The organism is Pseudoalteromonas sp. NSLLW24, assembly GCF_015864725.1.
Taxonomy (GTDB): Bacteria; Pseudomonadota; Gammaproteobacteria; order Enterobacterales; family Alteromonadaceae; genus Pseudoalteromonas; species Pseudoalteromonas arctica.
In genome coordinates this window covers 48,075-74,842 of record NZ_JADYWQ010000006.1, presented here as the reverse complement: position 1 = coordinate 74,842, position 26,768 = coordinate 48,075, and the positions used below count along the sequence as shown (strand labels likewise).

18 protein-coding genes are annotated in these 26,768 nt (G+C 37.6%); 8 read left to right on the top strand and 10 right to left on the bottom strand.

Annotated elements, in window-relative coordinates:
• Positions 1–65: 65 nt before the first annotated feature.
• The 5 genes from I6E72_RS08030 to I6E72_RS08010 form a co-directional block, all read right to left on the bottom strand.
• Complete coding sequence (locus tag I6E72_RS08030) at positions 66–809, bottom strand: ferredoxin--NADP reductase (protein ID WP_101164395.1); 744 nt, start codon at positions 807–809, stop codon at positions 66–68.
• A 196-nt stretch (positions 810–1,005) separates the two neighbouring features.
• Entirely contained in the window at positions 1,006–1,470 is a 465-nt protein-coding gene (locus I6E72_RS08025; RefSeq protein ID WP_121954143.1) for an REP-associated tyrosine transposase, read from the bottom strand.
• A gap of 412 nt (positions 1,471–1,882) precedes the next feature.
• A complete protein-coding gene (locus I6E72_RS08020) occupies positions 1,883–3,481 on the bottom strand; it encodes an ABC-F family ATPase (RefSeq protein ID WP_010555514.1) in 1,599 nt (532 codons plus the stop codon).
• Positions 3,482–3,774: 293 nt separating this feature from the next.
• Positions 3,775–4,515: a substrate-binding periplasmic protein gene (locus I6E72_RS08015; protein WP_197111779.1), complete on the bottom strand. Its 741-nt coding sequence runs from the start codon at positions 4,513–4,515 to the stop codon at positions 3,775–3,777.
• 13 nt (positions 4,516–4,528) lie between these two features.
• The gene (locus tag I6E72_RS08010) at positions 4,529–5,269 is read right to left on the bottom strand and encodes a substrate-binding periplasmic protein (RefSeq protein ID WP_197111776.1); all 741 of its coding nucleotides are present in this window, start codon (positions 5,267–5,269) and stop codon (positions 4,529–4,531) included.
• Between the two features lie 341 nt (positions 5,270–5,610).
• Here I6E72_RS08010 and I6E72_RS08005 point away from each other — a divergent pair, with 341 nt between their 5' ends.
• From I6E72_RS08005 to I6E72_RS07985, 5 genes are all read left to right on the top strand, one after another.
• Positions 5,611–6,207 (top strand): class I SAM-dependent methyltransferase, encoded by a 597-nt coding sequence (locus tag I6E72_RS08005; RefSeq protein ID WP_197111774.1) that lies wholly within the window; start codon positions 5,611–5,613, stop codon positions 6,205–6,207.
• On the top strand, positions 6,204–7,304 hold the full coding sequence (locus I6E72_RS08000) for an HNH endonuclease (RefSeq protein WP_197111772.1): 1,101 nt from the start codon (positions 6,204–6,206) through the stop codon (positions 7,302–7,304). Before I6E72_RS08005 ends, I6E72_RS08000 begins: the two co-directional genes overlap by 4 nt.
• 449 nt (positions 7,305–7,753) lie before the next feature.
• On the top strand, positions 7,754–8,857 hold the full coding sequence (locus tag I6E72_RS07995) for a ComEC/Rec2 family competence protein (protein WP_197111770.1): 1,104 nt from the start codon (positions 7,754–7,756) through the stop codon (positions 8,855–8,857).
• Positions 8,854–10,221: a trypsin-like peptidase domain-containing protein gene (locus I6E72_RS07990; RefSeq protein WP_197111768.1), complete on the top strand. Its 1,368-nt coding sequence runs from the start codon at positions 8,854–8,856 to the stop codon at positions 10,219–10,221. Before I6E72_RS07995 ends, I6E72_RS07990 begins: the two co-directional genes overlap by 4 nt.
• Positions 10,221–12,755: a tetratricopeptide repeat protein gene (locus I6E72_RS07985; protein WP_197111766.1), complete on the top strand. Its 2,535-nt coding sequence runs from the start codon at positions 10,221–10,223 to the stop codon at positions 12,753–12,755. The genes I6E72_RS07990 and I6E72_RS07985 overlap by 1 nt, the downstream gene beginning before the upstream one ends.
• A gap of 13 nt (positions 12,756–12,768) precedes the next feature.
• Here the strand turns inward: I6E72_RS07985 and I6E72_RS07980 are convergent, their stop codons facing one another.
• A complete protein-coding gene (locus tag I6E72_RS07980; RefSeq protein WP_197111764.1) occupies positions 12,769–15,921 on the bottom strand; it encodes a DUF3427 domain-containing protein in 3,153 nt (1,050 codons plus the stop codon).
• A 314-nt stretch (positions 15,922–16,235) separates the two neighbouring features.
• Entirely contained in the window at positions 16,236–16,712 is a 477-nt protein-coding gene (locus I6E72_RS07975; RefSeq protein WP_197111762.1) for a PD-(D/E)XK nuclease superfamily protein, read from the bottom strand.
• A gap of 1,494 nt (positions 16,713–18,206) precedes the next feature.
• On the opposite strand from I6E72_RS07975, the gene I6E72_RS07970 reads away from it, so the two are divergent.
• The 3 genes from I6E72_RS07970 to I6E72_RS07960 all read left to right on the top strand — a co-directional run bounded on the left by I6E72_RS07970 (position 18,207) and on the right by I6E72_RS07960 (position 21,236).
• On the top strand, positions 18,207–18,692 hold the full coding sequence (locus I6E72_RS07970) for a hypothetical protein (RefSeq protein WP_197111760.1): 486 nt from the start codon (positions 18,207–18,209) through the stop codon (positions 18,690–18,692).
• A 2-nt stretch (positions 18,693–18,694) separates the two neighbouring features.
• Positions 18,695–19,828, top strand: a complete 1,134-nt coding sequence (locus tag I6E72_RS07965) for a DUF1570 domain-containing protein (RefSeq protein ID WP_197111758.1) — start codon at positions 18,695–18,697, stop codon at positions 19,826–19,828.
• Positions 19,829–20,141: 313 nt separating this feature from the next.
• Complete coding sequence (locus I6E72_RS07960) at positions 20,142–21,236, top strand: Fic family protein (protein WP_197111757.1); 1,095 nt, start codon at positions 20,142–20,144, stop codon at positions 21,234–21,236.
• Positions 21,237–21,615: 379 nt separating this feature from the next.
• Here I6E72_RS07960 and I6E72_RS07955 read toward each other — a convergent pair whose 3' ends face one another.
• From I6E72_RS07955 to I6E72_RS07945, 3 genes are all read right to left on the bottom strand, one after another.
• Positions 21,616–23,115 (bottom strand): phospholipase effector Tle1 domain-containing protein, encoded by a 1,500-nt coding sequence (locus I6E72_RS07955; RefSeq protein ID WP_197111756.1) that lies wholly within the window; start codon positions 23,113–23,115, stop codon positions 21,616–21,618.
• 110 nt (positions 23,116–23,225) lie between these two features.
• Entirely contained in the window at positions 23,226–25,322 is a 2,097-nt protein-coding gene (locus I6E72_RS07950; RefSeq protein ID WP_197111755.1) for a cupric reductase, read from the bottom strand.
• A gap of 131 nt (positions 25,323–25,453) precedes the next feature.
• Positions 25,454–26,758: an NAD(P)/FAD-dependent oxidoreductase gene (locus tag I6E72_RS07945; RefSeq protein ID WP_007583476.1), complete on the bottom strand. Its 1,305-nt coding sequence runs from the start codon at positions 26,756–26,758 to the stop codon at positions 25,454–25,456.
• Between the last annotated feature and the right edge of the window lie 10 nt (positions 26,759–26,768).

Here is a 26,768-nt window from a genome sequence, read left to right as displayed (position 1 = left end):
ATTGGTATAAGGGTGCAACATAGCAAATTTTAACGTTATCGGGTAGTTAATACCACCACTGTAGCCTACCAGTACTGCTCTACAGTAATGTTACCGGGTGCTTTACGGCGGTTACGCGTAAAGTTTTTATCGAGAAGTAGCGCGGTGGTGTCTTTTACCATTTGTGGGTTTCCGCAAATCATAAATTGTGCATTACTAGGCTCAGGGTTTAATTTTACATGTTCAAACAAGCCGTTGCTCTCAATTGCGTTAGTAATCCGCCCACTTAAGCCTTGTAATGGCTCTTCTCTACTTACAACAGGAATATAGTTGAGTTGCTCGGGGTACACTCTTAATAACTCGTTAATAAGTGCCTGATAGCTTAAATCGTTATTAAAACGTACACCATGCACTAAGTTTATGCTTTTGTATTTTTTCCACACATCGGGCTGTTGCAATATTGATAAAAAAGGCCCTATGGCAGTGCCAGTACCTAACATCCAAAGCTGATCGCTTTGTGGTATTTCATCAAGGGTAAAAAAGCCAGTTGCGTGTTGTTCTATTAATACGGTTTCGCCAGGTTGTAATGTAGCTAAACGAGGAGAAAGCAAACCGTCAATAACGTTAATAAGGTAAAATTCAAGATCGGGGTTTTCAGGGGCGTTTACATATGAATAAGCCCGAGCAATACGCTTGTCGCCATCCATAATAGAAAGCTTTGTAAATTGCCCTGCTTTAAACGGCTCTACATTAGCATTAACGGTTAAGCTAAAGAGCGTTTCGCTCCACCATGTTACGCTTTTTACTGTTGCTTCAACCCAATTAGACATAGTTACCTCTTGGTTTAGCCATTAAAGTTTTAAATAACTCACTCCATAAACATTAGCATTAAGTGACAAAGACTTACAGGAGAATATGACTAGATTTAAAGCAGTGATGTATGCAGTATTTACCAATAAAATAATGTGAATAATTAGCTCTGCGATGCTGTATACGTTGAGCTTGCTCACGTCAGAAGTGAAGCTTCTAATTACTTAACTCATGATCACAAAGATAAACACAATCCCAAAATGGATATTCCTCAGCTTTATTCACAAGCCCAGCGCGTAAAGGGTTAGCGATTATATAACGTGCTTGGTTAATTAAATCATCCTCTGCTTTAAGCTGGTGCTCAAAATAGTTTTGCTGCCAAATTTGCCCATTAGAACAATTAAACTTATTAATGTTCACCGTGGTAATACTTTTATATTGCCTTACAACGTCATTAAGAGGTAAATCTTTCAATTGAAACAACCAATGGAGATGATCTGGCATTAGGGTATAGCAGATTGTATTCACCTTATTTTGCATATAAACCAAACCTCTTGTGGCAATACATGCATTTTCAAAGCTCTTGAATAACGGAGTTCTTTGTTTTGTGCATATTGTTACAGAGTAAAATTTATTTTTTGAGGAGTGACGTCCTGTTAATAGCTTTTTAGAGGAATACATAAAGATTTTAATTTATTGGTTTTTATAAATATAGATAAAATGTGTTATACGACAAGTTAAATAAAACCACGGCGTTAAGTTTGGCGGTAGGCGTAGAGCTTGCTCACGCGAGAAGCGCAGCTTCTAATTACTCAACCACCTATAGTAAAAGCGTTGCTTTTAAACGCCAGCAAGCTGCACGTCTACAAGTTAAATCAAACCACAGTGTCAAGTTTTGTGGTAGGCGTAGAGCTTGCTCACGCGAGAAGCGTAGCTTCTAATTACTCAATCACTCATCATAAAAACTACGTTTTTAAACGCCAGCAAGCTGCGCGTCTACAGGGGTTATGGCCTCTAAAAATTTAACTATTCACCACACATAAAAAAACGGTGCTAAATTTAGCACCGTTTTTATTAGCAATTAGAAAAAAGTTTACGCTTTTTTCTCTTCACAACTTGCTAGGTATTCGTCAAACGTACCTTGGAAGTCGATTACTTTTTTATCTTTAATATCAATGATACGCGTAGCTAATGACGATACAAACTCACGGTCATGGCTTACAAAAATAAGCGTACCTTCAAAGTCTTTAAGCGCATTGTTAAGCGCTTCAATGGCTTCCATATCCATGTGGTTAGTTGGTTCGTCCATAACAAGCACATTAACGTCTTGCATCATTAACTTACCAAATAACAGGCGGTTTTTTTCACCACCAGAACAGTTACGCGCTTTTTTGTTTGAATCGTCTGCTGTAAACAACAAACGGCCTAACATGCCACGAACCATTAAATCGTTGTGCTTAGCTGTACGCCATTGCGACATCCAATCAAACAACGTTAAATCGTTTTCAAAATCTTTTGTGCTGTCTTGCGGGCAATAACCAAAGGTCGCATTTTCAGACCATTTAATTTCGCCTTCATTACTTTTAAGCTCATCTACTAAACAGCGTAAAAATGTAGTTTTACCCACACCATTTTCGCCAATTACAGCAAGCTTAGCGCCAGCTTCTAGTAGTAAGTCGCCACCAGTAAATAACGTTTCGCCATCAAAACCATGGCCAAGCTTATTAACTTCAAGCGCTTGACGATACATTTTTTTACCTTCGTCAAACGAAAGTGATGGGCTCATACGGCTTGAAGATTTAACTTCATCAAGCTTGATTTTATCCATTTTTTTAGCGCGCGAACTCGCTTGTTTAGCTTTTGAAGCGTTAGCACCAAAACGGTTAACAAAGTCTTGTAGCTCGTCAATTTCAGCGCTCTTTTTAGCGTTTTCAGCTAAAAGTTGCTCGCGTTGTAGGCCCGCAGCATCTAAAAACTTCTCGTAGTTACCAGGATAAATACGCAGCTCGCCGTAATCAATGTCGGCCATGTGTGTACATACCGAGTTTAAAAAGTGACGGTCATGCGAAATAATAATCATCGTACATTTACGTTTGTTAAGCTCGTTAGCAAGCCATGTAATTGTATGAATATCCAAGTTATTGGTAGGTTCATCCAGTAGCAAAATGTCAGGATTTGCAAATAACGCTTGTGCTAAAAGCACACGTAATTTCCAACCTGGTGCTACGTTTGCCATTAACCCGTAATGAAATTCTTTATCGATACCCGCTTCAAGCAAAATTTCTTCAGCGCGGCTTTCTGCCGTGTAACCGTCCATTTCAGCAAATACGCTTTCAAGATCGGCTACTTTCATTCCGTCGTCTTCGCTCATTTCTGGTAACGAGTAAATACGTTCGCGCTCTTGCTTTACTTTCCAAAGCTCCACGTCGCCCATAATTACCGCGTCTACAACGCTGTATTGCTCAAAAGCAAACTGGTCTTGGCTTAGGTTACCTAATTTCAACCCTGGAGTAATAGATACATTACCCGCACTTGGAACAAGCGCACCGCTTAAAATTTTCATGAAAGTCGACTTGCCGCAGCCGTTAGCGCCAATTAAACCGTAACGGTTACCGTTACCAAATTTAGCTGAAATGTTTTCAAACAACGGCTCTGCGCCAAACTGCATCGTAATATTTGCGGTGGAGATCAAAAAGGGTAATCCTAGATTAGTACTGACAGGAGTACGCTGCAGCAAAACGCCACAAACAAGAACCAGACAATAGGGTAAATTAGCTGGCGAATTATACAGATCAGCCACAACGAATGAAAGATAAAAGGTAGCTAATTTATAACCAAGCGAAAATAACGGCAATTCTCAATTTTAAGTCACTATTTTTAGCATAAGAGGCGTTAGGTTTACCTATAACAGGAATATAAATAACCACTACCGCCAATAACATTAAATAAGTGTTGTAGCCAAATAGCCACGTTATTGCCCATGCTTTAATGCACAGGCTGATAAATCAACTTTATAGCGGCCGCATTTTTGATAATTAGTTGATTAACCGTCGCCACGTCATCAAGAGTTAGCGACTCTTTACTTAGCATAAAATGCACGTTGTTAACGTTAATCGGTGTAATAGACTTTACCTGCGTAATTGAGGGGTGTTTTTTTACAAAGTACTGCGCAACAGCAGAGTCTTCAATAACATAGTCAATTCGTTTTTTATCTAACATACTAAATCGATTATTTGCTTGAGCAGTAAGCACCACCTGTGTTGGATACTTAGTTTTTAACTGTTCAAGCTCGTTACCAAAAAAGCTCCCTCGGTTAATACCCGCTGTAAACTTTTTACTAAAAAGCTCAGGTAAGCTTGTTACATCAGGCGAATCTTTATGTTTATAAAGCCGCATAACCTCGTCGCGGTAAGGCAAGCTAAAATGCGCATATTGAGCGCGTTGTTCTGTATAACTTGCCGCGTAGGTTATATCTACTCGGCCATTTTTAAGCTCAGCTTGAACACGTGAAAAACTCGGGAAATAAGTCCATTTAATACAAAATTTTGAATCTTTAAAAATAGCGTCTGCAGCATCCACTTCTGCGCCTAAAAATGTATCACCTTGTTTAACAAGATAAGGCGGCCAATTGGTTTCGTTAGTGCCCATCACCAATGTTTTTGTACATGCTAAGGCATTAAATTGAGTAAATAACAGTGTAGTAAACGCTAAAAATAAAGTTTTCATTACACTCCTTAAATTAGTGTTCAAACAGCGCTTTAAGTGCTGTTTTATTTTTGTTTATATATTCATTAATTACCGCAAGTTCAGTAACCGACACCGTATTTTTGCTAAACATTAAATAAATATCGTCTTTATTTACATGCTCAATATTGGTTACTAATTTTATATTTGAGCCTTTTTTGCCAAAATAAGCCCCCACTAACTCGTCTTCAATAGCAAAATCAATACGTTGTTTATTAAGCATTTCAAAGCGTTTACTGGTTGCACTGGTGTATTCAATCTGCTTTTTATATTTAGTTTTATATTGCTCAAACTCCTCGCCGTAATAGCTTCCAAAGTTAGCGCCAACAATAAAGCCTTGTTTAAAAATGTCTTCGAGGTTTTTAACACTATGCTGATTATTTTTGTTTTCGTATAAGCGCATAACCTCAGTTCGGTAGTTATCACTAAAGTGCACATATTTAGCGCGCTCGTCTGTATAACTTGCAGCCCATCCTAAATCAATACGGCCGTATTTAAGCTCAATAAAAGCCCGCTTAGAATTTGGCAGTAACTTAACTTCAAAACAAAAAGGGGAGTCAGCAAATATAATGTTAAGCGCATCAACCTCCAAGCCTTGCAGCTTACCGTTAATGCCCATTACATAAGGCGGCCAAAAAGCATCGTGCGATGCCACGCTAAAGGTTCTCTCACAAGCAAATACATTAAATGGAGCCGTAAACAGCAAACATAAAAATACAGTAATTAATTTATTCATTGCGCCTCATAGTTATTATTTTTGCTTATTATTACAACAGTATAAACCAGCTTTTGTATTTTAGCGGCGCGGGTTTGTATGAATATGTAAAAACCATCCGTAATTATGAGAGCGCCTAGTATGCCGGTGTTTATTGAAGGGCGTTTGTATTGCATTTTAAATTTTATACTGCGTATGTATCACTTAACATCAGTGCTTAATAACAATGGCGTATTAATTTAAAAATTTCTACTTATTAAGCCTATATTTAATGCGCTTGTTCCTGTAGATTAAACAAATAATGAATGCAGTATTAACAGTGCCTTAGCTGTTAAACGATTAGCCAAGGAGCGGTGAGTCTCGTGTCAAACACCACACTTACTTATTACAACCAAAATGCCAAAGCCTTTAGCGACTCAACACTTAACGTTGATATGTCGGCGCTTTATGCTGAGTTTTTACCGCACGTTGCACAACATGGGAGTATTTTAGATGCCGGTTGTGGCAGTGCGCGCGATGCCGCTTTTTTTAAAGCGCAGGGTTTTACTGTAAGTGCGTTTGATGCAAGCCCAGAGCTGGCAGAGTTTGCAAGTAGTTACTTACAGCAACCTGTAGCGGTTAAAACATTCCAAGAGCTAAATAGTGTAAACCAATACGACGGTATTTGGTGCTGCGCTAGTTTATTACACGTTCCAAAAGCTGAGTTACCGCAGGTATTTTTAAACCTACAAAATGCGCTTAAACCGAATGGTGTTTTGTATGTATCGTTTAAATATGGCGATACAGAGCGTGTGCATAATGGTCGTGAATTTACCGATTTAAACGAAAATGCTTTAACGCATTTACTTAGCCATACGCAGTTAAAAGCTATTAAACAATGGCAAAGTGTTGACAAGCGCCCAGAGCGAGAAAGTGAAGTATGGCTAAATGCGCTTATAAAAGGAGTGCACGTTTTATGATTGGAGCAATGCAGCAACAGCTCGACTTTATTGCTTATATTCAGCGCTTATTAGTTGAAGGTGATTTTAGCGCTACTTATAAGTTTGCGCTTTTACATGCACTGGCTGATATTAGTATCGAAAAACATCACGCCGATCCGCAAGCACAGTTACAAATAAAATTTGATGAATTAGTCGATAAATTTATTACTTTATATTGGCACCAAGCATCGCCATTTGACGCAATTGGTAATAATAGAGAGCAACTACTTTTACAAAATACCAACTCTAATAAACAAGCCAAAATTATAACTACGCTTCATGATGCAAAATTAAATAATATTAATTCAATTAGCCAATTAAAAAAGAGCCACGGTTGGAAAAATATACGCAGCTCAACATTACAAACCATTAAAGACGGCCCGCTTTGGTTATTACAAAAATTAAATGGCAAAGAAGAGTGTTTCTTGTATCCCCATATTAAAGGCCAATCATACATTACCTTAAATGAAGGTATTGCAGGCTGCTTTAGGCGTTTTTACGACCTAGTTGTTTATTTAGCAAAAAATGCATGGCTGCAAAAAATTCAAAGTATTAAGCATAACCAAGCCTTAATTGGCCCACAAAGCCAACTACATGATTTTTTATTCGGCTTTGATCGCAATGCATTGAGTAAGGCAAAGCCTGTGTTGATAGAACTTCAGCACGGTAGTTGTTTTTATTGCGAAAAACCATTGAACAGTAAAACCGAGGTTGATCACTTTATACCGTTTGCTCGCTACGCAAATGATTTAGGTCATAACTTTGTGGCAGCACATAGCACCTGTAATAACAGTAAAAGTGACTTTTTAGCTGCGCAACTTCACCGCGAACGCTGGCAAGAACAAAATTTAGTGATTAATAGCCAGCATTTAACAACTGAACTTAGTGATTACTTTAATTGTGATTCAGATAAGTCGTTTTCGGTTAGTGATTGGGCGTATCAGGTTGCACAGGCTAACAGTGCAAAATTATGGGTAAAGAAAGGTTATTTTGAAGAAGCGGCTAGCTTTAAATATCAGCAGCCAAGTGCAGGGTTTGATTTAGTGGCGGAAGAAAAGCCAAGGTATGACGTGTAATACAAAATTTGTAGTTCGTGCTGTAGGCGTGAGTTTATCTCGCGTTGGCGATGGCAACCAAAGGGCGGCTGCCGCCGACCGCCCTTTGGAATCCCACGGCGCACCCCAGGATCACACTTTATCTTCAACTTACGTGAATGATGTGAACGTAACCAGCGTAGATAGGCCATCCATGGCCAAGCTACGCTTTGTACAGCATTGCCTAAAGGGATTTAGGTACTTGGAATTTGTCGGGAACAAAATTCCGCCATGCTGTAAATTACTCATCATTAACTAAGTTTCAAGTGTAATCACGGGGAATTGGAGTGTGTTGGTAGATTGGTGTTTATGAATGACGGTAGGCGTTTCTCTTCTATTTATGAATAGCGTTATAAAAAAGTTAATGAAACTAATTGATTTTTAAATATATAAAAACACAATTTTGCGAAGGTAGTAAATAAGGCTAAAAATTGAAAATAACTTTAAACTATGCGGGTAATGGTGACTGTATTTTGGTGGAGAGTGGCAATACTAGAATATTATTTGATGGTGGTACTGCCGCTTCATACTCAAAGTGGAAAGAGAATGTCAATAGGTTTAGGGATTTAGATTGCCTTGTAGTTACCCACTTTGATAGCGATCATACCAATGGAATAATCAAATTACTCGAAAGTAATCAGAAGCCTATAATAAATAATATTTTATTTAATAGTGCAAATGAAGTCTTAGAGTTAGAAGATTGTTTGTGCGGTGTCATTGAGGATATTGAGGTGGATGCTCTTTCATCGAGGCTAGCTTCACTGCCAGACGAAGATTTTAATATTGGGTTTTCAGAAGGAACTTCTTTATCTTACTTGATACGTAACCAAAATATCAAATCAAACAAAAAGGCTATAACATCTGATGTGTATAACTCAATAAATGTTGGGGAAATCTCTATGCAGGTCATAAGCCCCTCAATGAAAACTTTAAAAAAACTTAAAAATCAGTGGTTCGAGGTGCTCAATGATGAGGGAGTCAAAAGAAAAATATTGACGAAAAGTCACAGTTTAGCTTTTGAAAATTATTTAAGATCGTTGAAAGAAGATAATTTTGAAGAAATAACAGCTAATACATACTTAGATGTAGATACATTAGCTGAATTTATATACAAAAAAGACTCCTCCTTAGCTAATGAATCGAGTTTGGCTTTTCTTTTACAGAATGGTAAAAGCTCTATTTTAATGCTTGGTGATTGCCACGCTGAAGATGTTCTTACGTGGTTAGATAAAAAAAATATCAAAGAGCTAAAAGTTGACGCAGTAAAGCTATCTCACCATGGGAGCAAACATAACATCAATAAGGAACTTGTTAAAAGGCTAAACTGTGGCATGTATTTAGTAAGTACTAATGGGGAGGTTTTTAAACACCCTGATTTAGAGACTTTGGCATTGCTAGCTAAATATTCAATTAATAAAAAAGTTAAAATAATGATTAATAACCCTATAAAGCATGTTACGAAAAACGTAGTAAAAACTTTTCTTGATTATAATGGTACTGAAATTATTCTTAACGTAAAAGAATTTAACTTATGAGTGTCGATCATAAGCTTATTCTAAACTCTATTTTCATATTAACTGGGGAAACAGAAGGTAATGTAAGACAAGGAACTTGTTTCGCAATTAGCGAAAGTAAGATTATAACAGCATTACATGTAATTGAATCTATGATTAAAATCAAGGTTTTCTTGACGACAGATGATTATATTAATGGCATATCATATAGTGTAAAAGTAGATAAAGTATGTGAGCTTTATGATTTTGCAATATTATCGATAGAGAATAAAGTATTGAACAACTATCTATCTATTGGTATTAAATATTGTGGCTTAAATTCTGTAGTTGATAGTTGGGGTTTCCCTAAAGAGAAGGCAGGCAAGCATGCTGCAATGACTACAAAAATCACTAATACGTATGAATCTATAAGTTCAACTATATACTCATTTGAAATTGAACCGATTAAAACAATTAATAATTATATGGGTATGTCTGGTTCCCCGGTATTCTTAGGTGATTTTGTAGTTGGAGTTTTATTAGCGCAACAGGCTGGTACTTCATTATATTGTATTTCTTTTGCGGATATATCGAAAAATATTGAAGAGTTAAATAGCTTTATTAAAACTACCCCCTTACCAGATAAAAAAGTTGTTCTTTTTAATAATTACACCTCTAAAAACGAGCCCTATTATTATGAAAGGGCAACGGATTTAGATTTTAAGAAATTTATAGAAGTAAATAATGTATGGGTTTTTGGTAAGTCTGGAGTTGGTAAAACAGCAATAATTAATAGAAATTTAATAACAAATAACATTCAATATTGTTATTGTGACCTTAGCCCTATAATAATTGATAAAGCAGACGACGTGTTTTATGAAGTGTTAGAGTGCTTAGAGGAAAAGCTTGATGTTTCAATTCCGCACTCTGATGAGAATATAATAAAGAAAATTTCAAATGTTATTTGTGAATCTAAAATGCCTAAAATAGTCATTGTGATAGATGAATTGAGTGTGGATGATGAAAATATTTTAGCTGAAATAGCAGAAAAAATGATGAGGCTCGTTGTATACGTCACACGAAACTATAGGCAAGATAGCCTGATTTTTGCTGTTTCAACAATTTACGATCCAAAGTCTTTATTGAAAAATAGTTCAAAGGCAAGTGACTATTTTCAATTTTTACATTGTGATGTTTGGCGGAATGAATTAGATAATATTTTTGATTTAATTTGTGAAAATTTAAATTTAAGAATTGCATATAAAAAAGACGAAATAATTAGTTCATCTAATGGTTCTCCAAGAGTTTTAAAATCAATTATAAAAAACATTATATCTTTTGATAACTCTGAAGGTGAAAATATTGAAAGTGCTATTGTTAAAGCTATAAGTGAAGTGGTTGTTTAATGGAAAAAATACTAAAGAAATATACTACTATTCCCCCTCATCTGTATGTTAATCGTAGAGCGGATAAGCAGCTCAATGGCATTATTAATGATATGCAAAGGCCTGGTTATGTATTAGTTGCAAGGCAGATGGGTAAGACGAATTTATTGTTTAATGCGAAAAGGACGATGGAGAATGAAAGACGAATTTTTGCTTATGTAGATATGTCTAATGCCTTTAATCGTGAGAGGGAATGCTACCAAAATATTATAGACTTAATTATTGAACCTAATGAAAGGAAGTTATCCGAATCACTTGAGAGTGAAATATATGATTTAAGAAAACGTGATTTACCACCTCATAAAGAATATACAAGATCTTTAAAGTTAATTCTGAACGATTTCGATGGAGACTTAGTTGTGATTCTTGATGAGATCGACGCATTAAAAACATCAGATTATTCCGATAATATTTTTGCGCAAATACGCAGTAATTATTTTGCAAGAACAAGCTTTCCTGAATTTGAGAGGCTAACTTATGTCCTATCAGGTGTAATTGAGCCAATAGAACTAATTAAAGATAGAAATAAATCTCCATTTAATATTGGAGATAAAATATATCTAGATGATTTCAACAAATCTGAGTTCAATAATTTCATTGAGATGAGCAATATCTGTATCGATGCGGATATTGCAGAACGAATATTTTATTGGACCAATGGTAATCCAAGGCTAACTTTTGATATATGCTCAGACGTTGAAAGTTTAGTAATTGAGGAAGGTCAAATCAATGCTAAGGCCTTAGATAAGTTAATAGAAGAAAAGTATTTAATTAGTTATGATCATGCTCCTATTGATCATATCAGGGAGTTGGTCAAGTCAAATAAGAAAATAATTAGTTCTCTTATAGATATACATGAACACCCTGATATTAAAATTACAGATGAAATTAAGAAAAAATTATATTTATTTGGAATTATTACATCGGATTTTAATGGCGTAACTAAGTTTAAAAATCCTATAATAGAAAAGTCATTGCAATTGAATTGGCTAAAATTAATATGGAATGAGGATGATAAAAAGAAATATACTCACTCGTATGGCTTAGCTTTTTTCGATAGTGAAGATTATAAAGAAGCAATAGAGGTGTTTGAATACTTAATTAATAATAATGATGATGTAAGTGATGATATTCGATACCTTTTGGGCTTTAGTTATTTTAGGTTAGGTTTGGAAAAAAAAGCCGAAGAAGTATTTTGTTTCAACTTCACTGAAAACCCTTACCGAAACCGTGCTATATGTTTAGGTGGTATTTGCAAATTAAAAAGAGATGATAAAAGTGGGCTTGATGAGTTAGAAAAAGTTATCAATGATACTGACTCTTTTACATCTAATAATGCACTACTTAATTTGGCAAAAAATATTGAAGATAAAGAAAGAGCATTATTTCTATTAAAGAAAATTGATAGCTCCTCAAATGAGGAAAGCAATAATCAATTCAAATTAGCTTCTCTTTATACTCAGCATGAAATACAGGTTCAGAACTCTAATCCCTCAAAAGCAATTGAGGCACTGGAGGATGCAATGAAATATGCAAATCCTTCTGAAAGTATCGCCATAAAGTTAGAGATATGTTCTATTTCAAATTCTGAATCAGATAAAAAAGATTTAGTAAAAACTTTATTAAACAATAACTTGAAATTTAAGTCTCATAGTGAGTTTAACTTGGGTTTCAACAAGGATACTTTTATAAAGTGTTTGAAAGTTCTTTTTGATAAAAGTGATTTGTCGCACTTTAATCAGCTGGTAAAATATGCCAATAATAACTTGAGGCTGGATGAGCAAACAACTTATGAATTTATTTTTAACGCAGCCATACTAGATAATGTAAATAAAGATATTTTATTTGAACTTGAAAAATATATAGATACGATAAATTTAAATCTTCAATTGAAGCTATATCGGCAGTTATCTATAATTTCGCACGGTACAAAGTCATTTATATATTATTTTAATTTGTTTAATAAAACTTCAATTAAAATGTTTGAGCTAGCTGAAGAAGATTTATATCTTTATGGTATTGCATTACAAGAATTTTATAATCTTAAATTACTTACTCAAGCCATTGAGGTCTGTAAAGATTTAGAGTTGAGGCTGAGTAATCAAGATTGTAACGAAATAAGCTTACTTACTAGTTCTACTATTTTCTTTTGGAGAGGCGTAGTGCACCTCCTACTTGATGATAAATATCAGGCTTCTGCTTATTTTACTAAAACTACTTCGATAATTAATAACTCTAACTATAAAGAAACTCAATATCTTAATGTTGAACATTTCGAATCTATATTTGGATTTGAGAAAAAAATGAAAGAAGTGCAATATGATTTTGAATTTGGTAAACGTAAAGTTTTCCCTTCTTCGAATAAAACGAATACTCGCCAATATACCCAAAAAGAAATAGTGAGTGTTAGGTACATAGGTGGTCTCGTTAAAAAAGGAAAGTACAAGAGGTTTTCTAAAGACCTAATGCAAGGTCGATGTGAAATTTTAAGTTAAAAAACTGTAACATTTACCCAACCGCCAACTTCCCAGCCTCGTGCCACATTTCACTTGGCATGGGGTTGGTTAACTCCCACGTTATATTCATCGGCTGACTGCCGTTGTGACTTTGGTATTTAACCTCTCCGTAGTTTACAAACCCCATGGTTCGGCCGTTTTCGTCTTTACCTTGTTCACGCACAAATAACAGGATGGTTTTGCCTGTTTTTTTGTGTTGCAAGTAACTCAAACCTCGGCCATGTTCAGGGCGGGCGCTGTTTTGCGTTTGCCAATGAAACAGGGTGGGGCTGATTGCGTAGTCGTGATACAGCGTGGTTGGTGAATATGTTTTTTCGCATTTATTCAGTGTTACAAATAACAGCTCTAAGTTTTGGTTTTTAAATTCTAAAACGCCTTCGCGGGCGGTCGATTTTTTATCAAACGTGTGAGCCCCAAAAGCTGCGAGTATTTGCTGTCGCGTATAGCGGCTGTGTAATTTTATTGCGTGATTAGGTAAACACACTAAATCACTTTCTTGTTGGTGAATACGGTTTATTAATAGTGTAATTACTTGAGCAAGTTCGTGCTGTAGGTCTTTGTGTTTAAGTGCTTGTAAGCTTTGTTCAAGCGTTTTAAACCCCAAGCTTTTACCTGCGTTATCCCAAAAGTTGTAATGCGCTATAAGCGCGTACTGTTGGTTTTGTGCTGTTGGGGTAAAGCTAAAGTTGTTATTACATAAATCACGTAAAAAGCACAAATAGCTGAGTGAGTCGCAGCCGAGTAGTTGAGTGTTGATGGCGCGGTAATACGCAGCGTAAATATCGGCTTGCTCTGCGGGTATTTCATCGCCTTTTAGCCAGTGCCAGCCACCGAGCTTTTTATCTTTTGGTTTGTATATATCTTCAAGCGTGACTTGTGGGTTTATGCGTAAAAAGCTACTTAGCGTAAGTGCGTCGTTAGTGTGTTGCGAATAGCTATTTATAAGTTGCTGTAAACGGCGTTTAGAGTTTATAGCTCGCTGAATATTTTTTAATATTGTTTGTTGCGTACGCTTTTGTAGCTCTATGCGGCAACCCAGCGGTAAATGCGGGAAGTTGTTTTCAATCTCGGTTTTTATTGGCTGATTACTTTTACCAATGAGTGCGCGAAACTTACTGGCAAAGTCGTATTCTGGGCGGGCGTTGCCTACAAAGTCGAGCACGGTACAGCATTGCTTTTGGCTATTGTCGGGTAAACGCAGGCCACGGCCGAGTTGCTGTAAAAACAGCGTTAAGCTTTCAGTTGGGCGTAAAAACAGTAAAGTATCGACCTCTGGAATATCGACACCTTCGTTAAAAATATCAACCACGCAAAGTATTTGTATTTCGCCTTGGCGTAGTGCTTGTTGTTTGGCTGCACGCTCATTGGTGTTTTTGCTGGTCAGCACATCGGCGTTTATGCCTGCTAGGTTAAACTTTTTAGCCATAAATTCTGCGTGTTTTTGGCTTACACAAAACGCGAGTGCTTTAATAGTTTGAACATTGGTTACGATATCAGCAAGGCTCGATATAATTTTGTTAGCGCGGCTGTTCTCCCCTGTATAAAGGTTACTTAGTTCGCTTATATCGTAACGGCCGCCTCGCCATGTTATTTGGCTTAGGTCGGTGTCGTCATCCAATCCAAAGTATTGAAATGGGCATAAATGGCGTTGATTTATTGCCTCTGGTAAGCGAATTTCAGCGGCTATTACCCCACAAAAATCATCGAGTATATTTGCACCATCTTGTCGCTCTGGTGTAGCGGTTAAGCCAAGTAATATTGCGGGCGTAAAGTAACTTAAAATGGCACGGTAACTTGCAGCGCTTACATGATGTACTTCGTCTATCACTATGTAGTCGTAGTAATCATTGGTTAAGTTGAGTGATTCAATTTGGCTGTTCAGCGTTTGGATTGATGCAAATAATTGGTTGTAGCGTTGTGGTTTGTAGTTACCTACCCACAGCTCGCCAAAGTCGTTATTTTTAAGCACTCCACGGTAAGCGCTTTGCGCTTGTTTTAGTATTTCTTCTCGGTGGGCTACAAACAAAAAGTGTGCGTTTGGGTTTTTATCGTAAACAGTTTTAAAGTCGAACGCCGATATTATGGTTTTACCTGTGCCGGTTGCGGCAACTACTAAGTTTTTAAAACGATTATGTACGCTGCGTTCAGCACTTAGCTTTTCTAAAATAGCGAGCTGATGCGTTTTTGGTGTTATATCAAAATAAAACTGGCTGCTTGATTGTCCAACACCGCGTTGCTCGTTAAGTGAATTAATGAGCTTTTCTTTACACTCAACAGCGCCTGTAAATAGCTCGAAGTCTTTTGATTCCCAGTAGGTTTCAAAGGTACTTTTGGTTTTAGCTATGATGTGCGGGATTTCTTGTGCGGTAATTTTTAAGTTCCATTCAAGGCCGCTGGTAAGCGCCGAATGCGATAAGTTAGACGAGCCAATATAGCCTGTATGAAAACCCGTATTGCGCATAAACAAGTATGACTTTGCGTGTAAGCGCTCTTGCTGATTGTTATAACTTAGCTTTACTTCGGTATTTGGTAGGTTTGCTAAAAACTCAACGGCTTTAGCATCGGTCGCGCCCATATATGAGGTGGTAATAACTTTGAGTTTATTGCCGCTTTTAGTAAACGCTTCAAGCTCATTTTTAAAAATGCGCAGCCCCGTCCATTTTATAAATGAGACAAGCCAGTAAATAGTGTCGGACGATTTAATCTCGCGCTTTAGCTCGGTTTCGAGTGATATACCTGCATTAGCACCGCTAAATAATTCGCTTTGCGTAAGGCCTGTAAGTGGGAATATATCGCTTGAGTAATCTTTAAGGTTGGCCGCAATAGGGTTTTGGGTATTAAACAGCGCGGTAAGTATTCGGCCTTGGCTGTCGATAAGGTTTTCGTTAATTAGCTCGTCATCGCGAATATGATCTTTAAGCCAAAGTACAAGGCTATTAGCTAGGCTAATCTGTTCATGTAGGCGCTCGTTCGAGTTGGGAATGGCATCGATTGCATGCGTTACAAGTTTACTTAAAAAGCGTGAAAGCCATGTTGCGGCTTCGGCCGTTTCAAGCTGGCGTTCGCCCACATAAAATTGATCACGATTTAAGTTTTGCTTAATTACTTGCGTAATTAACTGCTCGTAAATACCAATTTGCTGCATTAAAACCACTCCCTGTTTGCGAGTGGTTAGTTTACTTAAAAGTGCATTGTAAACAAGCATTAACTCATTATTGAATTGAAGGCGGTTGCTTAGGCCGCTCCCCCGTGATCACACCCGAAATTTAATTAATGATGAGTAATAACAGCGCATGGATGCGCGTTAAGCGATACTTACACAAGGACGCTTTTCATCGCGTTTACGTTCATATCATTAATTTAAATTGAGGGAATAGTGTGATCCTCGGGGCGCCGTGGGGTTCCAAGGGGCGGTCGGCGGTATCCGCCCCTTGGTTGCTGTCGCCAACGCGATATTGGCTAGTTAATAAGGTAATTAAGAAAGTCTTCTTTTGATGAAAATACTCTAAATTCTTTACCTATATGATTTTCAGTTTGTGTTAACAACCAATCAAATGCTTCTTTTTTATAGCCTTTCCCATCGAAAACAATAATTACAGTTTTCTCAGGCGCATTACTCAACGACTCATAGAAGAATGGAAATTTTTGATCTACAGAGCCACTTTGTACCTGTCTATGAGCCTCTATTCTTAATAAGCCTTTAGTTATATGGTGTATCAAAAAAGTACTATGTCGAGTACTGCCGTACATATCTTGGTAGGCTGCACGCTTTATATACTTTTGCTGTTGCGGTTGAGAGTCTGTACATTCCGTAAAGCCAATAGAGGTAAGATCCTCTTCTAGTTCAGTACAAAACTTACGGTTTGATTCTTGTGGCGTACCTGTATATTCATTCTTATCAGGTATTTTATCGAATAAAGGTAATTGATCATCCATGTAACTTTCTCCTTTAGGTTTGAACAATTAACATACTAAAAAAGGTGAAGTCAAAGCAACTGCGATGTTTATATTTATTTGTTTAGAAAAATAAAAATGCTCGGATGGCTTGGATTTTCTAAAGCTAAGCTCAAACTTTAGCTTCTTAGAGCTGGTCTGTTATGCTTAACCCCAATCGGCAATGACATTTTAAATATTTTTGTAGTATAAATAGGTAACTATAGTTTTGATTTGTTGAAAAAAATTGCAATTTACTGATTATATTTTAGACCTAAAAGTTATCTCGATATTAGTTTCTCTGATTATATTTATAATAGGACTACCATTATTAGTATCGCGAGTTAAAGAGGCAACGATTAAGCATCAGGTTTTAAGTTTAGACTTTTATGAACGATTAAAGTCATTGGTAGATGATGGATTCGATAAAAACTTCCCCACGTTATTAGTTGCTGTCTATGGCTATGTGAAATGTGAATTAAAGCATCATGAACTTCTGTGGTTCGTAAATACGCCAGGGGCTTTTAAATTATTAAAGAAGTATGCTTCATGTCGCAGATATTTAATGATTTGTAATAACTTAAAAGTGATTGCTTTTAAACCCAAATATTTGCGGAAGAGAAATAGGTTTCTCGAAAGGCTGAAGCTTTTCATCTTATATTTTATTTTTTCTCTTATAGGGTTTATCACTCTGGCTGTGTGCTTTCATTTTTATTCATGGTTTGGAATCTCAGCTTTTTTCATTGGTACTTTGGGGCTTTTTTGCTTCGTGTTCGCATTTTTCTTCTTGAATATGACTACCCAGATTGATAGAGCTGAGAAGCTAGTAAAAGAAGAGTTGCCTAGTAGAGATGTATTTAATTAAAGAGTTAGTTTATTGCTCCCAGCTCTTAATTCACCTACAAACTTTATTTAAAATCAAAAGCTAAGATAGCTCCTCAGTCATCACACCTGAAATTGAATTAATGATGAATAATAGCAGCGCATGGCGGAATTTTGTTCCCGACAAATTCCAAGTACCTAAATCCCTTTAGGTAATGGGAGTAAAGCGATGCTTGCACAAGGACGTGTTTCATCGCGTTTACGTTCATATCATTAATTTAAATTGAGGAAATAATGTGATCCTCGGGGCGCCGTGGGGTTCCAAGGGGCGGTCGGCGGTATCCGCCCCTTGGTTGCCATCGCCAATGCGATATTTGTGAATTCAATTTAAAAGCTACGCTTTTCGCGCGAGCAAGCTTCGCGCCTACAGGTGTTGAGCTTGGCCTTATTTAAAAGGCAAAGCGCGATATAAAATCGCACCTACGGTTTTGTTGAGTGCGGTGGTTTAATTATTGTAGGTGAGGTTTTATACCTCGCGGGTGCTTTTTAAAAACCAAGACACAAGGTGAACTCCCACCTACAGCTTTAATTTTTACTTTTTGGATTAGTAATGTTGATGTGTTTTTTCACATTTATAGGTACACTATTTTAAAGCTTTAATTCAGGGAATGAATAATGATTAAATGGATTTTACTGGTATTTATTAGCGTATTTACAACTTTTCCTCAAGCTGGTGAGGCTTACACACAAGCCCAATGCGATAGCATTAAAAAGCAGCGCGAAGCTATTCGCTCTCAATTTAGGAGTGGCTACAGTAATAAAGAAGGTGAGCGTTTAACTGCGCGCGATAAAGCGCTATTTACCTTACTTGCTAACCACTGCAGTAAGCCTAAAAAGAGTGGTAGCGCTTATCAGGCTACTTCTTCTACCGCAACTCGTTCGCCTAATAGCAATTGGTTACTCAATCAAAAAGTATCAAACATGTCTTTGCACAGCGATAGCTATAAAGATGCTGCTAAGCTTGATGCTTGGTCAAAATTTTATAAATTGCCTAAACGTTGCCGTAAAAAAGGGATGGAGTCGGCCGACTTTATATGGTGTAGCGAGTATCGGGGTAAGCAAAAAGAGTTGTTTGAAGCACAGTGGCAAGGGCGCCAATAAAGATGTTTAAAACAAAATTGCGCGTGGTGTTTGTATTTTTTGTGCTGCTAATTGCATCGGCGCTCATTGCTAATCATTTTACTGGGCGGGTATTTAATTATCATGATCCTATAGGCGAGGTTAAACGAATTTATAATAGTTTATCGTCGCAGGTAACTACTGAACCGTTAGCAACTAAACAGCTCAAAAATGTAAGCGCGGCAACTTTACAAAATGTATCAGTATCTGCCGATAATCACTTATCGCAAGCTAACAATACTCGCTGCGTGGATGTGTCGTTGGGGAAGGTTAAATATAAACGCAATGGCGATATATTTACGTGGACAGACAGTGACGGTGTGCCGCATTTTAGTGATAAAAAACCGGATTTTGCAGTAGCAACTTACGATACAGGTTTTATTGAACCGTTAGATTACTTTGACCTCACTTTAAATACGCCTAATTTACCTTCGTCATTTAACCAAGAGTTACGCATAAAACTCAATACTGTATTTAAAGTATACGGGCAGATTATTGGCGTGCATGCACTTAAAAAGGTAAAGCTTAATTTAACGGTATTGCCTACGCGCCGCGCTTATGAGGCCGCAATAAAGCAACGCAGTGCTGACCCTACAAATACTGCGGGTATGTATTTTCACGCGAGTAATTCTGCTTTTATTCATTATGATAATGCACACAGTGCAATGCGAACTGCGGTACATGAGGCAGTGCACGCCATTAATAAAGCTGTGTTAGGTTACACACCAAGATGGTTAAATGAAGGGTTTGCGGAGTACTTTGAGCTGACTAAAAATAATATGCAAACAGCTATTGTTGAGTCGAATAGTTCATGGACGAAAAATAACAATATTACTAAAGGTGTATTTTTAATTGATTCGTTAGTGGGTTTGGATGACTCGTGGAAAAAAGGTGATATCAGTAAGCTGTATGCAAGCAGTTGGGCTGCAATTTACTTTTTAATGGATACTCAAGCAGGGCGATCGTTACTTAAGAATATAATGCTTGCTGAGCAAGAATTTCTCTGTAATAAGCTATCTGAAAAGCAATTAAAAACGATGATGTATAAGCAATTTCCTAATCTTAATCGTGAATATTCTCAGCGGTTAAAAAAGCCTTTAAAAGCGCATATATTTTAAATAAGGTAAAAATTTAAAAGCTACGCTTTTCGCGCTAGCAAGCTGGGTGCCTACAGGTGTTTAGCTTGGCCTTATTTCAAAGGCAAAGCGCGATGTAAAATCGCGCCTACGGGTTTGTTAAGAGTGGTGTTTACATTAATGTAGGTGAGGTTTTATACCTCGCTTAAAAATACATTTTTTTACCACAGGAAAGTGAATTACTGTTCAATGTAGCGCTTAAAAGTAATGAGGCAATTAGCTCTTCTATTCGCCTCATTGCATGAGGCAAATAAATAACATAGACTGAAGCTAATTACCTTTAGGACTAAAGACTATGTGGATATGGCAACAGCAAAACTGGCCAAACTTTACGTGGGATGCTGCGGCGCTTGCTCCTTTACTAAGGGAGCTTACATATAATCAAGGTTTATTAGTAGGGTGTATGGGCGCGCAAAGTGCTCAACAAAAGCAGCAGGCCCTTGATACCTTACTAGCAAATATTATTCACTCCAGTGCGATTGAGGGCGAAAAGCTCAATGCATTTTCGGTTCGCTCTTCTCTTGCTAAAAAGCTCAATATTAATGAGCAACCTTACCCAACAACAGTGCAAAGCGATAATCTTGCAGAGATTATGCTTGATGCAATAAATAACACAGATTCACCGCTTAATTTAGAGCGAGTGCTTAATTGGCATCGCTTATTGTTTGCAGGTGAGCAAAGCTTATTTACTAAAATTGAGGGCGGGCAATTGCGTGCTGACGAGCCAATGCAAGTGGTATCGGGGCGCTTAGATAAACCGGTATTACATTTTACGGCGCCTCCTAAAGAGCGAGTAAATAAAGAGCTTTCGCTATTTTTTAACTGGTTTAACAAAACGCAAAACGATCCTCAAATAGACCCTTTTATTCGGGCAGCTATCGCACATTTATGGTTTGTAACAATACACCCACTTGAGGATGGTAATGGGCGTATTACACGGCTTATAACCGACCTGGCATTAGCGCAAGAACATGCTGAGTCAATTCGGTTTTACGCTATGTCGGTGGCTATTTTAGAAGACAGAAAAAGCTATTACGAGGTGCTTGAAGCCACTCAACGTGGAGAACTTTGTATTACAAAGTGGATTAAGTGGTTTTTACGTACGCTTAATAATGCGATACACCATACGCTTAATAATATTGAGCAAACAATTTTTAAAACCAATTACTGGGCAAGTAAAGATCAAACAAAGCTAGGTGAGCAGCAAGTAAAAGTGCTTAATAAGTTACTTGATGGCCAATTTGAACAGGGTATTAGTGCGAGTCAGTATCAAAAGGTGGCTAAGGTTAGCCGTGCAACCGCAACACGCCATTTATCGGACTTGCAAGCGCTTGGATTTTTAACAAAAAGCGCCGCAGGTGGGCGTAGTACACGTTACAAAATTGCCTAATGAGGCAATTACACATATTGTTTGCCTCATTGTGTGAGGCGAATAGGTGTTTGAATTGTTGTAGGTGAGGTTTTATACCTCGCTTAATGTTTTTATAAAGCCAAAGCGCGATGTAAAATCGCATCTACCATTTAAAAGCTTCGCTTTTCGCGCGAGCAAGCTTTGCGCCTACAGGAGTTTAGGCGGGCTTTGTAGCGTTGATTGGGAGTTATGAGCCTGAATTACTAGAGGGCAAAGCGCGATGTAAAATCGCACCTACGGGTTTGTTGAGTGCGGTGGTTTAATTATTGTAGGTGAGGTTTTATACCTCGCGGGTGTCTTTATAAAGCCAAAGTGCGATGTAAATTTCGGCCTACATTTTAAAAGCCTCGGTTTCCTCTTATCCCAACCGCGTTACTTTCACTTTTATTTTACCGGCATTAGCGCCATAAAAGCGGCTTAGGTCGTTTGCAAATGGGCAAAACTCGCCTGATTTATCTATTTTAATATCGGCACCGTTGGCTATTTCAAAAAGGTGGTCGTCGTTTTTATTTATAGCACCAATGAGTGAAAACCACTGTGCGCGAGGGAATCGTCTAAATGGTTCGAGTACGGCCATTGGGATTTCTTTTACGCCAAGTTGTACGTTATCGCGGTTCCAGCCTAATGGCGTGCACTTTATGCCATCGTCAAACCAGTATTGATTTGGATATGGGGTAAAGCGGTACGTAGCGCCTTGCTCTAGCATGAGGCCTGTTGCGTTGTATTGCTCAGAGGCAAATACCATTACATCTTGGCTTTGGTTAATGCTCAGCACACTCATGTTTTGATTAGCCAGTTCTATGTGTTGGCTTAAACCAATAAAACTAAGCGTGGTGTTGTCGTTATAGCTAATTTTGTAATGCAGTTTTTTAAGCGATTCTGGGCGGTAACTAGTTAGCTTATTAATGCGTTCGGCTACGCTGTAGTGCACCAAAGGCTCAAGGTTGCTGGCTTCGTCATTAATTAATACATAGCACTGCCTATCTACTAATTTAAAAAACGGGTTAAACCAAAAGTAATTTTGTTGATGACTTAATGCGAGCGGATCGGGCGTTACTGTTACGTCATCTTGTGCTACTAAGTTGCTATCGGGGAGTAGGGTTTCGTAATCTATGTCGTGGCTAGTGAGTAAAGATATATTAAGCGGTTGTTCTATTAACCACTCAAGTGCATAGCGCAAGCTAATATCGGCTAGGCCATCGCGGTAGTAACCACCGCCAATGTCTGAATGCGCACCTGCAAACCATAGCTCGGTAATATTGTTTTGATGGTTCATTAGTGTGGGTTCAAAGGCGCGGCGTTTTTCGTCAAGGGCTACGCAGTGCAGCGCGTGAGTAATGTTGTTGGCAATAGTGTGGTTTTCAAAAATAACGTGCTCTGCGCCACGTGTGGCTTTACTTACTTTTGATAAGCCAATAGAGGCAACGGTATCAAACACACATATGTAAACATTATCAGCAACTAAAGGTTCTAGGATTTTGGCAAAACGCCTTGCAAGTGCAGCGCCTCGGCTAAAACCCGTTAGCAGTATGGTATCGCCTAGTTGATAGTGAGCTTTAAAGTCGCTTAATGCTTGATTTAAAATACTGGCTACGTCGTCACCACGAGGTGCAAGAGTTTGGTTTAAAATACGTTTAAGGCGGCTGCCTTTAGTACCAATACCTTGATAATAAAAACTGAGTTGGTTAGCAAAAGGAGTAATAGGGGAGTCTTCTAATTTACCGCCAAGCAGTAAATGCAGTTTTAGAATGTTGGTAATATTAGAGTCTTCTTTAAAATGATCTGAGCTAAATTGTTCTGCGTCACGGGGCTCGTTTCCTGTGCCGTCAAAGTTAAAAATTAGCGTTTTACCTGTCATAACCCAATTCCCTTAGTTGTTTTAAATACTCTACACAGACAATGTTAAATATTAAAGACAATATTCATCAGGTAATGACGAGCTAATTTATGGCTCGCCTGCTATGAAGATCAGTGATTATAAAAAGTATAGCTATTTAACGTTGTTTCCTCTAATGGTTTAAGCGCAGAGTTAAGTTGTACTAACTGCTGATAAACTTCAGGATAAAATGTTTTTAATCGGGCAACGCGAGAAAAGTGGTTTGGTTCAAATTTTTCAACAAGCTGCAAAGCTAAAGGAACCATTGGGCTTAACTCACCTTGGGTGTAGCTTTGTTCTAGCGCTAAGTCTAGTATATCTACGCCAAGTTTACTGGGAACAGTCGGTATTTTGTTATCAATTAGAAATTGGACTGCTTCGACAGAAGACGACGCAGCTTGTGTATAAACGTCGCGTCCATGTATATCGGTAATCGAAAAATCAAAACCAAGTTGTGCAAGTTCTTGCCATTGACTAAGCGGAATCCAGCTTAGTCTAACCAACTCTGTTGGAGGGATAGGTAGCGTTCGACTATTCCAAATAGGCACTAAGTCATATGGATTCTTAAGTAACCTAATAAATAGCACGTTTGTCTCTGTTTGATTTAGTGGAGTTGTCTGGCTGTATTCATGTGCTTTTTGAAATTCTTTTTTAGCTAAATATTCACGAAATACACTATCGCTTCTATCTGAAGAGGTACGGCGGGCAAGAGTGTTCCACCAATAATTAACTAAAACAGGGTCTATATTTTGTAATACGTCTTCAAAGTTACTGCCATATTCTTTTTCAATTTCGCGAACTTTTGCGTAAGCGTCTCTATCTTGTATGAGCTTTTGGGTTGCAAACAGCTTTTCTGTTAATTGATTACAATTGCTTGAGGCTGAATCTAGGTCTTCTTTTTTATGTTGTAGTTCTAGTAAAAATTGAGATATTTCAGAGTTATCTGGCTCAGTTACTCTAGGCAGCATAGAGTTTTCAATTATAGAGATTTGGCTAAAGTAGAGGTAACTTAAAGGGTTTGTTTGCTCACTAATAAAGGTACCTTGTTGATATTTAAATTTGTTTTCAAAAAGTAGAGTCTTATCTGATGAATTTTTATAATTAAACTCACCATGGGCTTTATATCCTTCGGCGATTAAGTAATCCAGCATATCAGTCTTACTTTTATCTAAATCCTCTAAAGTTAAGTTTCCGTTTTTAGGTAAATTAATTATGGCAATATCTAACGCTGTAAATAGGCCTACCTTATTGGTTGGTGAGACTCCTGCTTGTTTTAATGCTTTTACTAAGGGTAAATTAAATTGGCTAATAGCTAAATCGGCTAAGTTATATAAAACGGTAAAATTGTCATAAATAGGCATATCATTAAGTGAAGGTACTTGCTCCATTAGCGCAAAAATATACTCATTAGGTAGACCGTTATTTATAGCTACTGCGAGTTCATTTACCGTAAATTGATTTACTGCAATTACATGCTCAAATTCGTCAATTGAAAGTTTATTTGCATTGAGCATAAGTAGCGTGGCGGGAGAGATAACATTACTACCTTCAATACGAATAAACGACTGCAAATAAGTGGTAAACGTGTCGGAATTGTTTAATAGCGCATAGAGGGTTTCTTTTTTTACATTTTCATCAAGTGGAACGTTAAATGTTAAACCAGCAGGGCTTTGGGTAGCCGAACCTAACTGCTGCACTATCTCTTTTACTTTATCACTGGTGAAATTTTGAATAGCTTCAATGCCTTGCCAGTCAGCTAAAATAGCTATGCTTTCAATTATTTTATAGTCTTTTTTTTGTTTATCTTTAATCGCTTCTTTAAGTAGCGTTGTATATGACTGATAAGATGCCTCATACAAACCTGAATACATTAATAGGTCGGCGACAGAAGTACCTTTGTTGAGCTCATTTTTAAAAAATGAAGTAAGCGATTGATTTATTTCATTTATTTTTTGGGCTTTATCAGCCGATTTATTTTTACAAAGGCTAATCTCGTGTTTTAGTTTTACTACTTTCTGTTGTGGGGATGCTTGAACGATCTGCTTTTGTTGTTTTATTTTGGGCTGAACTATATTTGAGGCAGGTTTTAAATTTTGCTTTACTACTGATGAGCTGGATTGAGCTATAAATATATAAGTTGCCAATACAACCGTAGCAATGGCAATAAGCGCCAGGGGTCCTTTTTTCATAAACGTTAATCCTTTAGGTTCACTATTTCAATTATCCACATGGTACTATTTTAGATACTAATAGTGTAAGAGGCTTTAATAAAGTATTAATTTATTAAAGCCATTTTATAGGCTGCTAATTCAGTTTGCTTTTAATGCAATTTCATTTTTGGGCGCACTACACGCAGTACTTTTTCGCTTATCCATAATGCAAAGGTTTTTGCGCTGCCATGTATGGCGCGTTGGTGCATACGGTATAAAGATATATACATAAAGCGGGCAATTTTACCTTCAATAAAAAAGGTATTGCTGGTTAGGTTACCCATTAAGTTACCTACAGTGCTGTAGCTTGATAAGTTAACCAACGAGCCATGGTCGCTGTATTTAAAGCCGCGTAGTGGTTGCTGCTTTAATGTTGCTATGAGATTTTTTTCGACGCATAACGCCATTTGATGCGCCGATTGTGCGCGTGGTGGTACTTGCTTGCCGTCGGCTTGGGTAAATGCGCAGCAATCGCCTAATACAAAAATGCTTTCGTCAACGGTGCTTTGTAAAAACTCGTTTACTTGAATTTGGTTGCTACGAGTAAGCTCAAAAACACCTAAATCTTTAATAAAGTCAGGTGCTTTTACGCCAGCTGCCCACACCATAATATCGGCATCAATGTGTTCTTCATCTTTGGTGATAAAGCCTTGCGCAGTGCCTTCTTTCACTTGCGTTTGTTCGCGCACGTTTACGCCAAGCTTTAATAGCTCACGCTTGGCACTTACGGCAATACGCTCAGGTAATGCAGGTAAAATACGCGGGCCAGCTTCAATTAAATGAATGTGTAAACGCTTAGACGACATATTTGTTAAGCCATAAAGCTTTAATAGCTCAGACACATGATAAAGCTCAGCTGAGAGTTCAACACCCGTAGCACCGCCGCCTACAATGGCAATATTAAGTGATTGCTGTTGGTTGTCGTCTTGGTGAAGGCGCGTAAAGCTATCTAGTAATGAGTGCTGAAAGCGCTCTGCTTGTTGGCTTGAATCTAAAAAGTAGCAATGCTCTTTTATACCTGGGGTATTAAAGTCGTTACTTACGCTGCCAATGGCAATAACAAGGTGATCGTAACGAACTGTACGGCCAGGTAAAATAGTGTGGCCTAACTCGTCGTTTAATGGGGAGAGGGTAATTGTTTTATTGCTTTGGTCTATATTGCAAAAGGTGCCAAGTTGAAAACGATAATGATGTTTTGCGGCATGGGCTGAATACACAACGCCATCTAAATCAGGGTCAATAGAGCCTGTCGCTACTTCGTGCAGTAACGGCTTCCATATGTGGGTACGGTTTTTGTCTATTAACAGTATATCTGCTTGTTTTTTTTTCCCTAGCTTATGCCCCAGTTGGGTTGCAAGTTCTAATCCGCCAGCACCACCGCCAATAACGACGATTTTAGGTATTGTAATACTCATAACGTTGCCC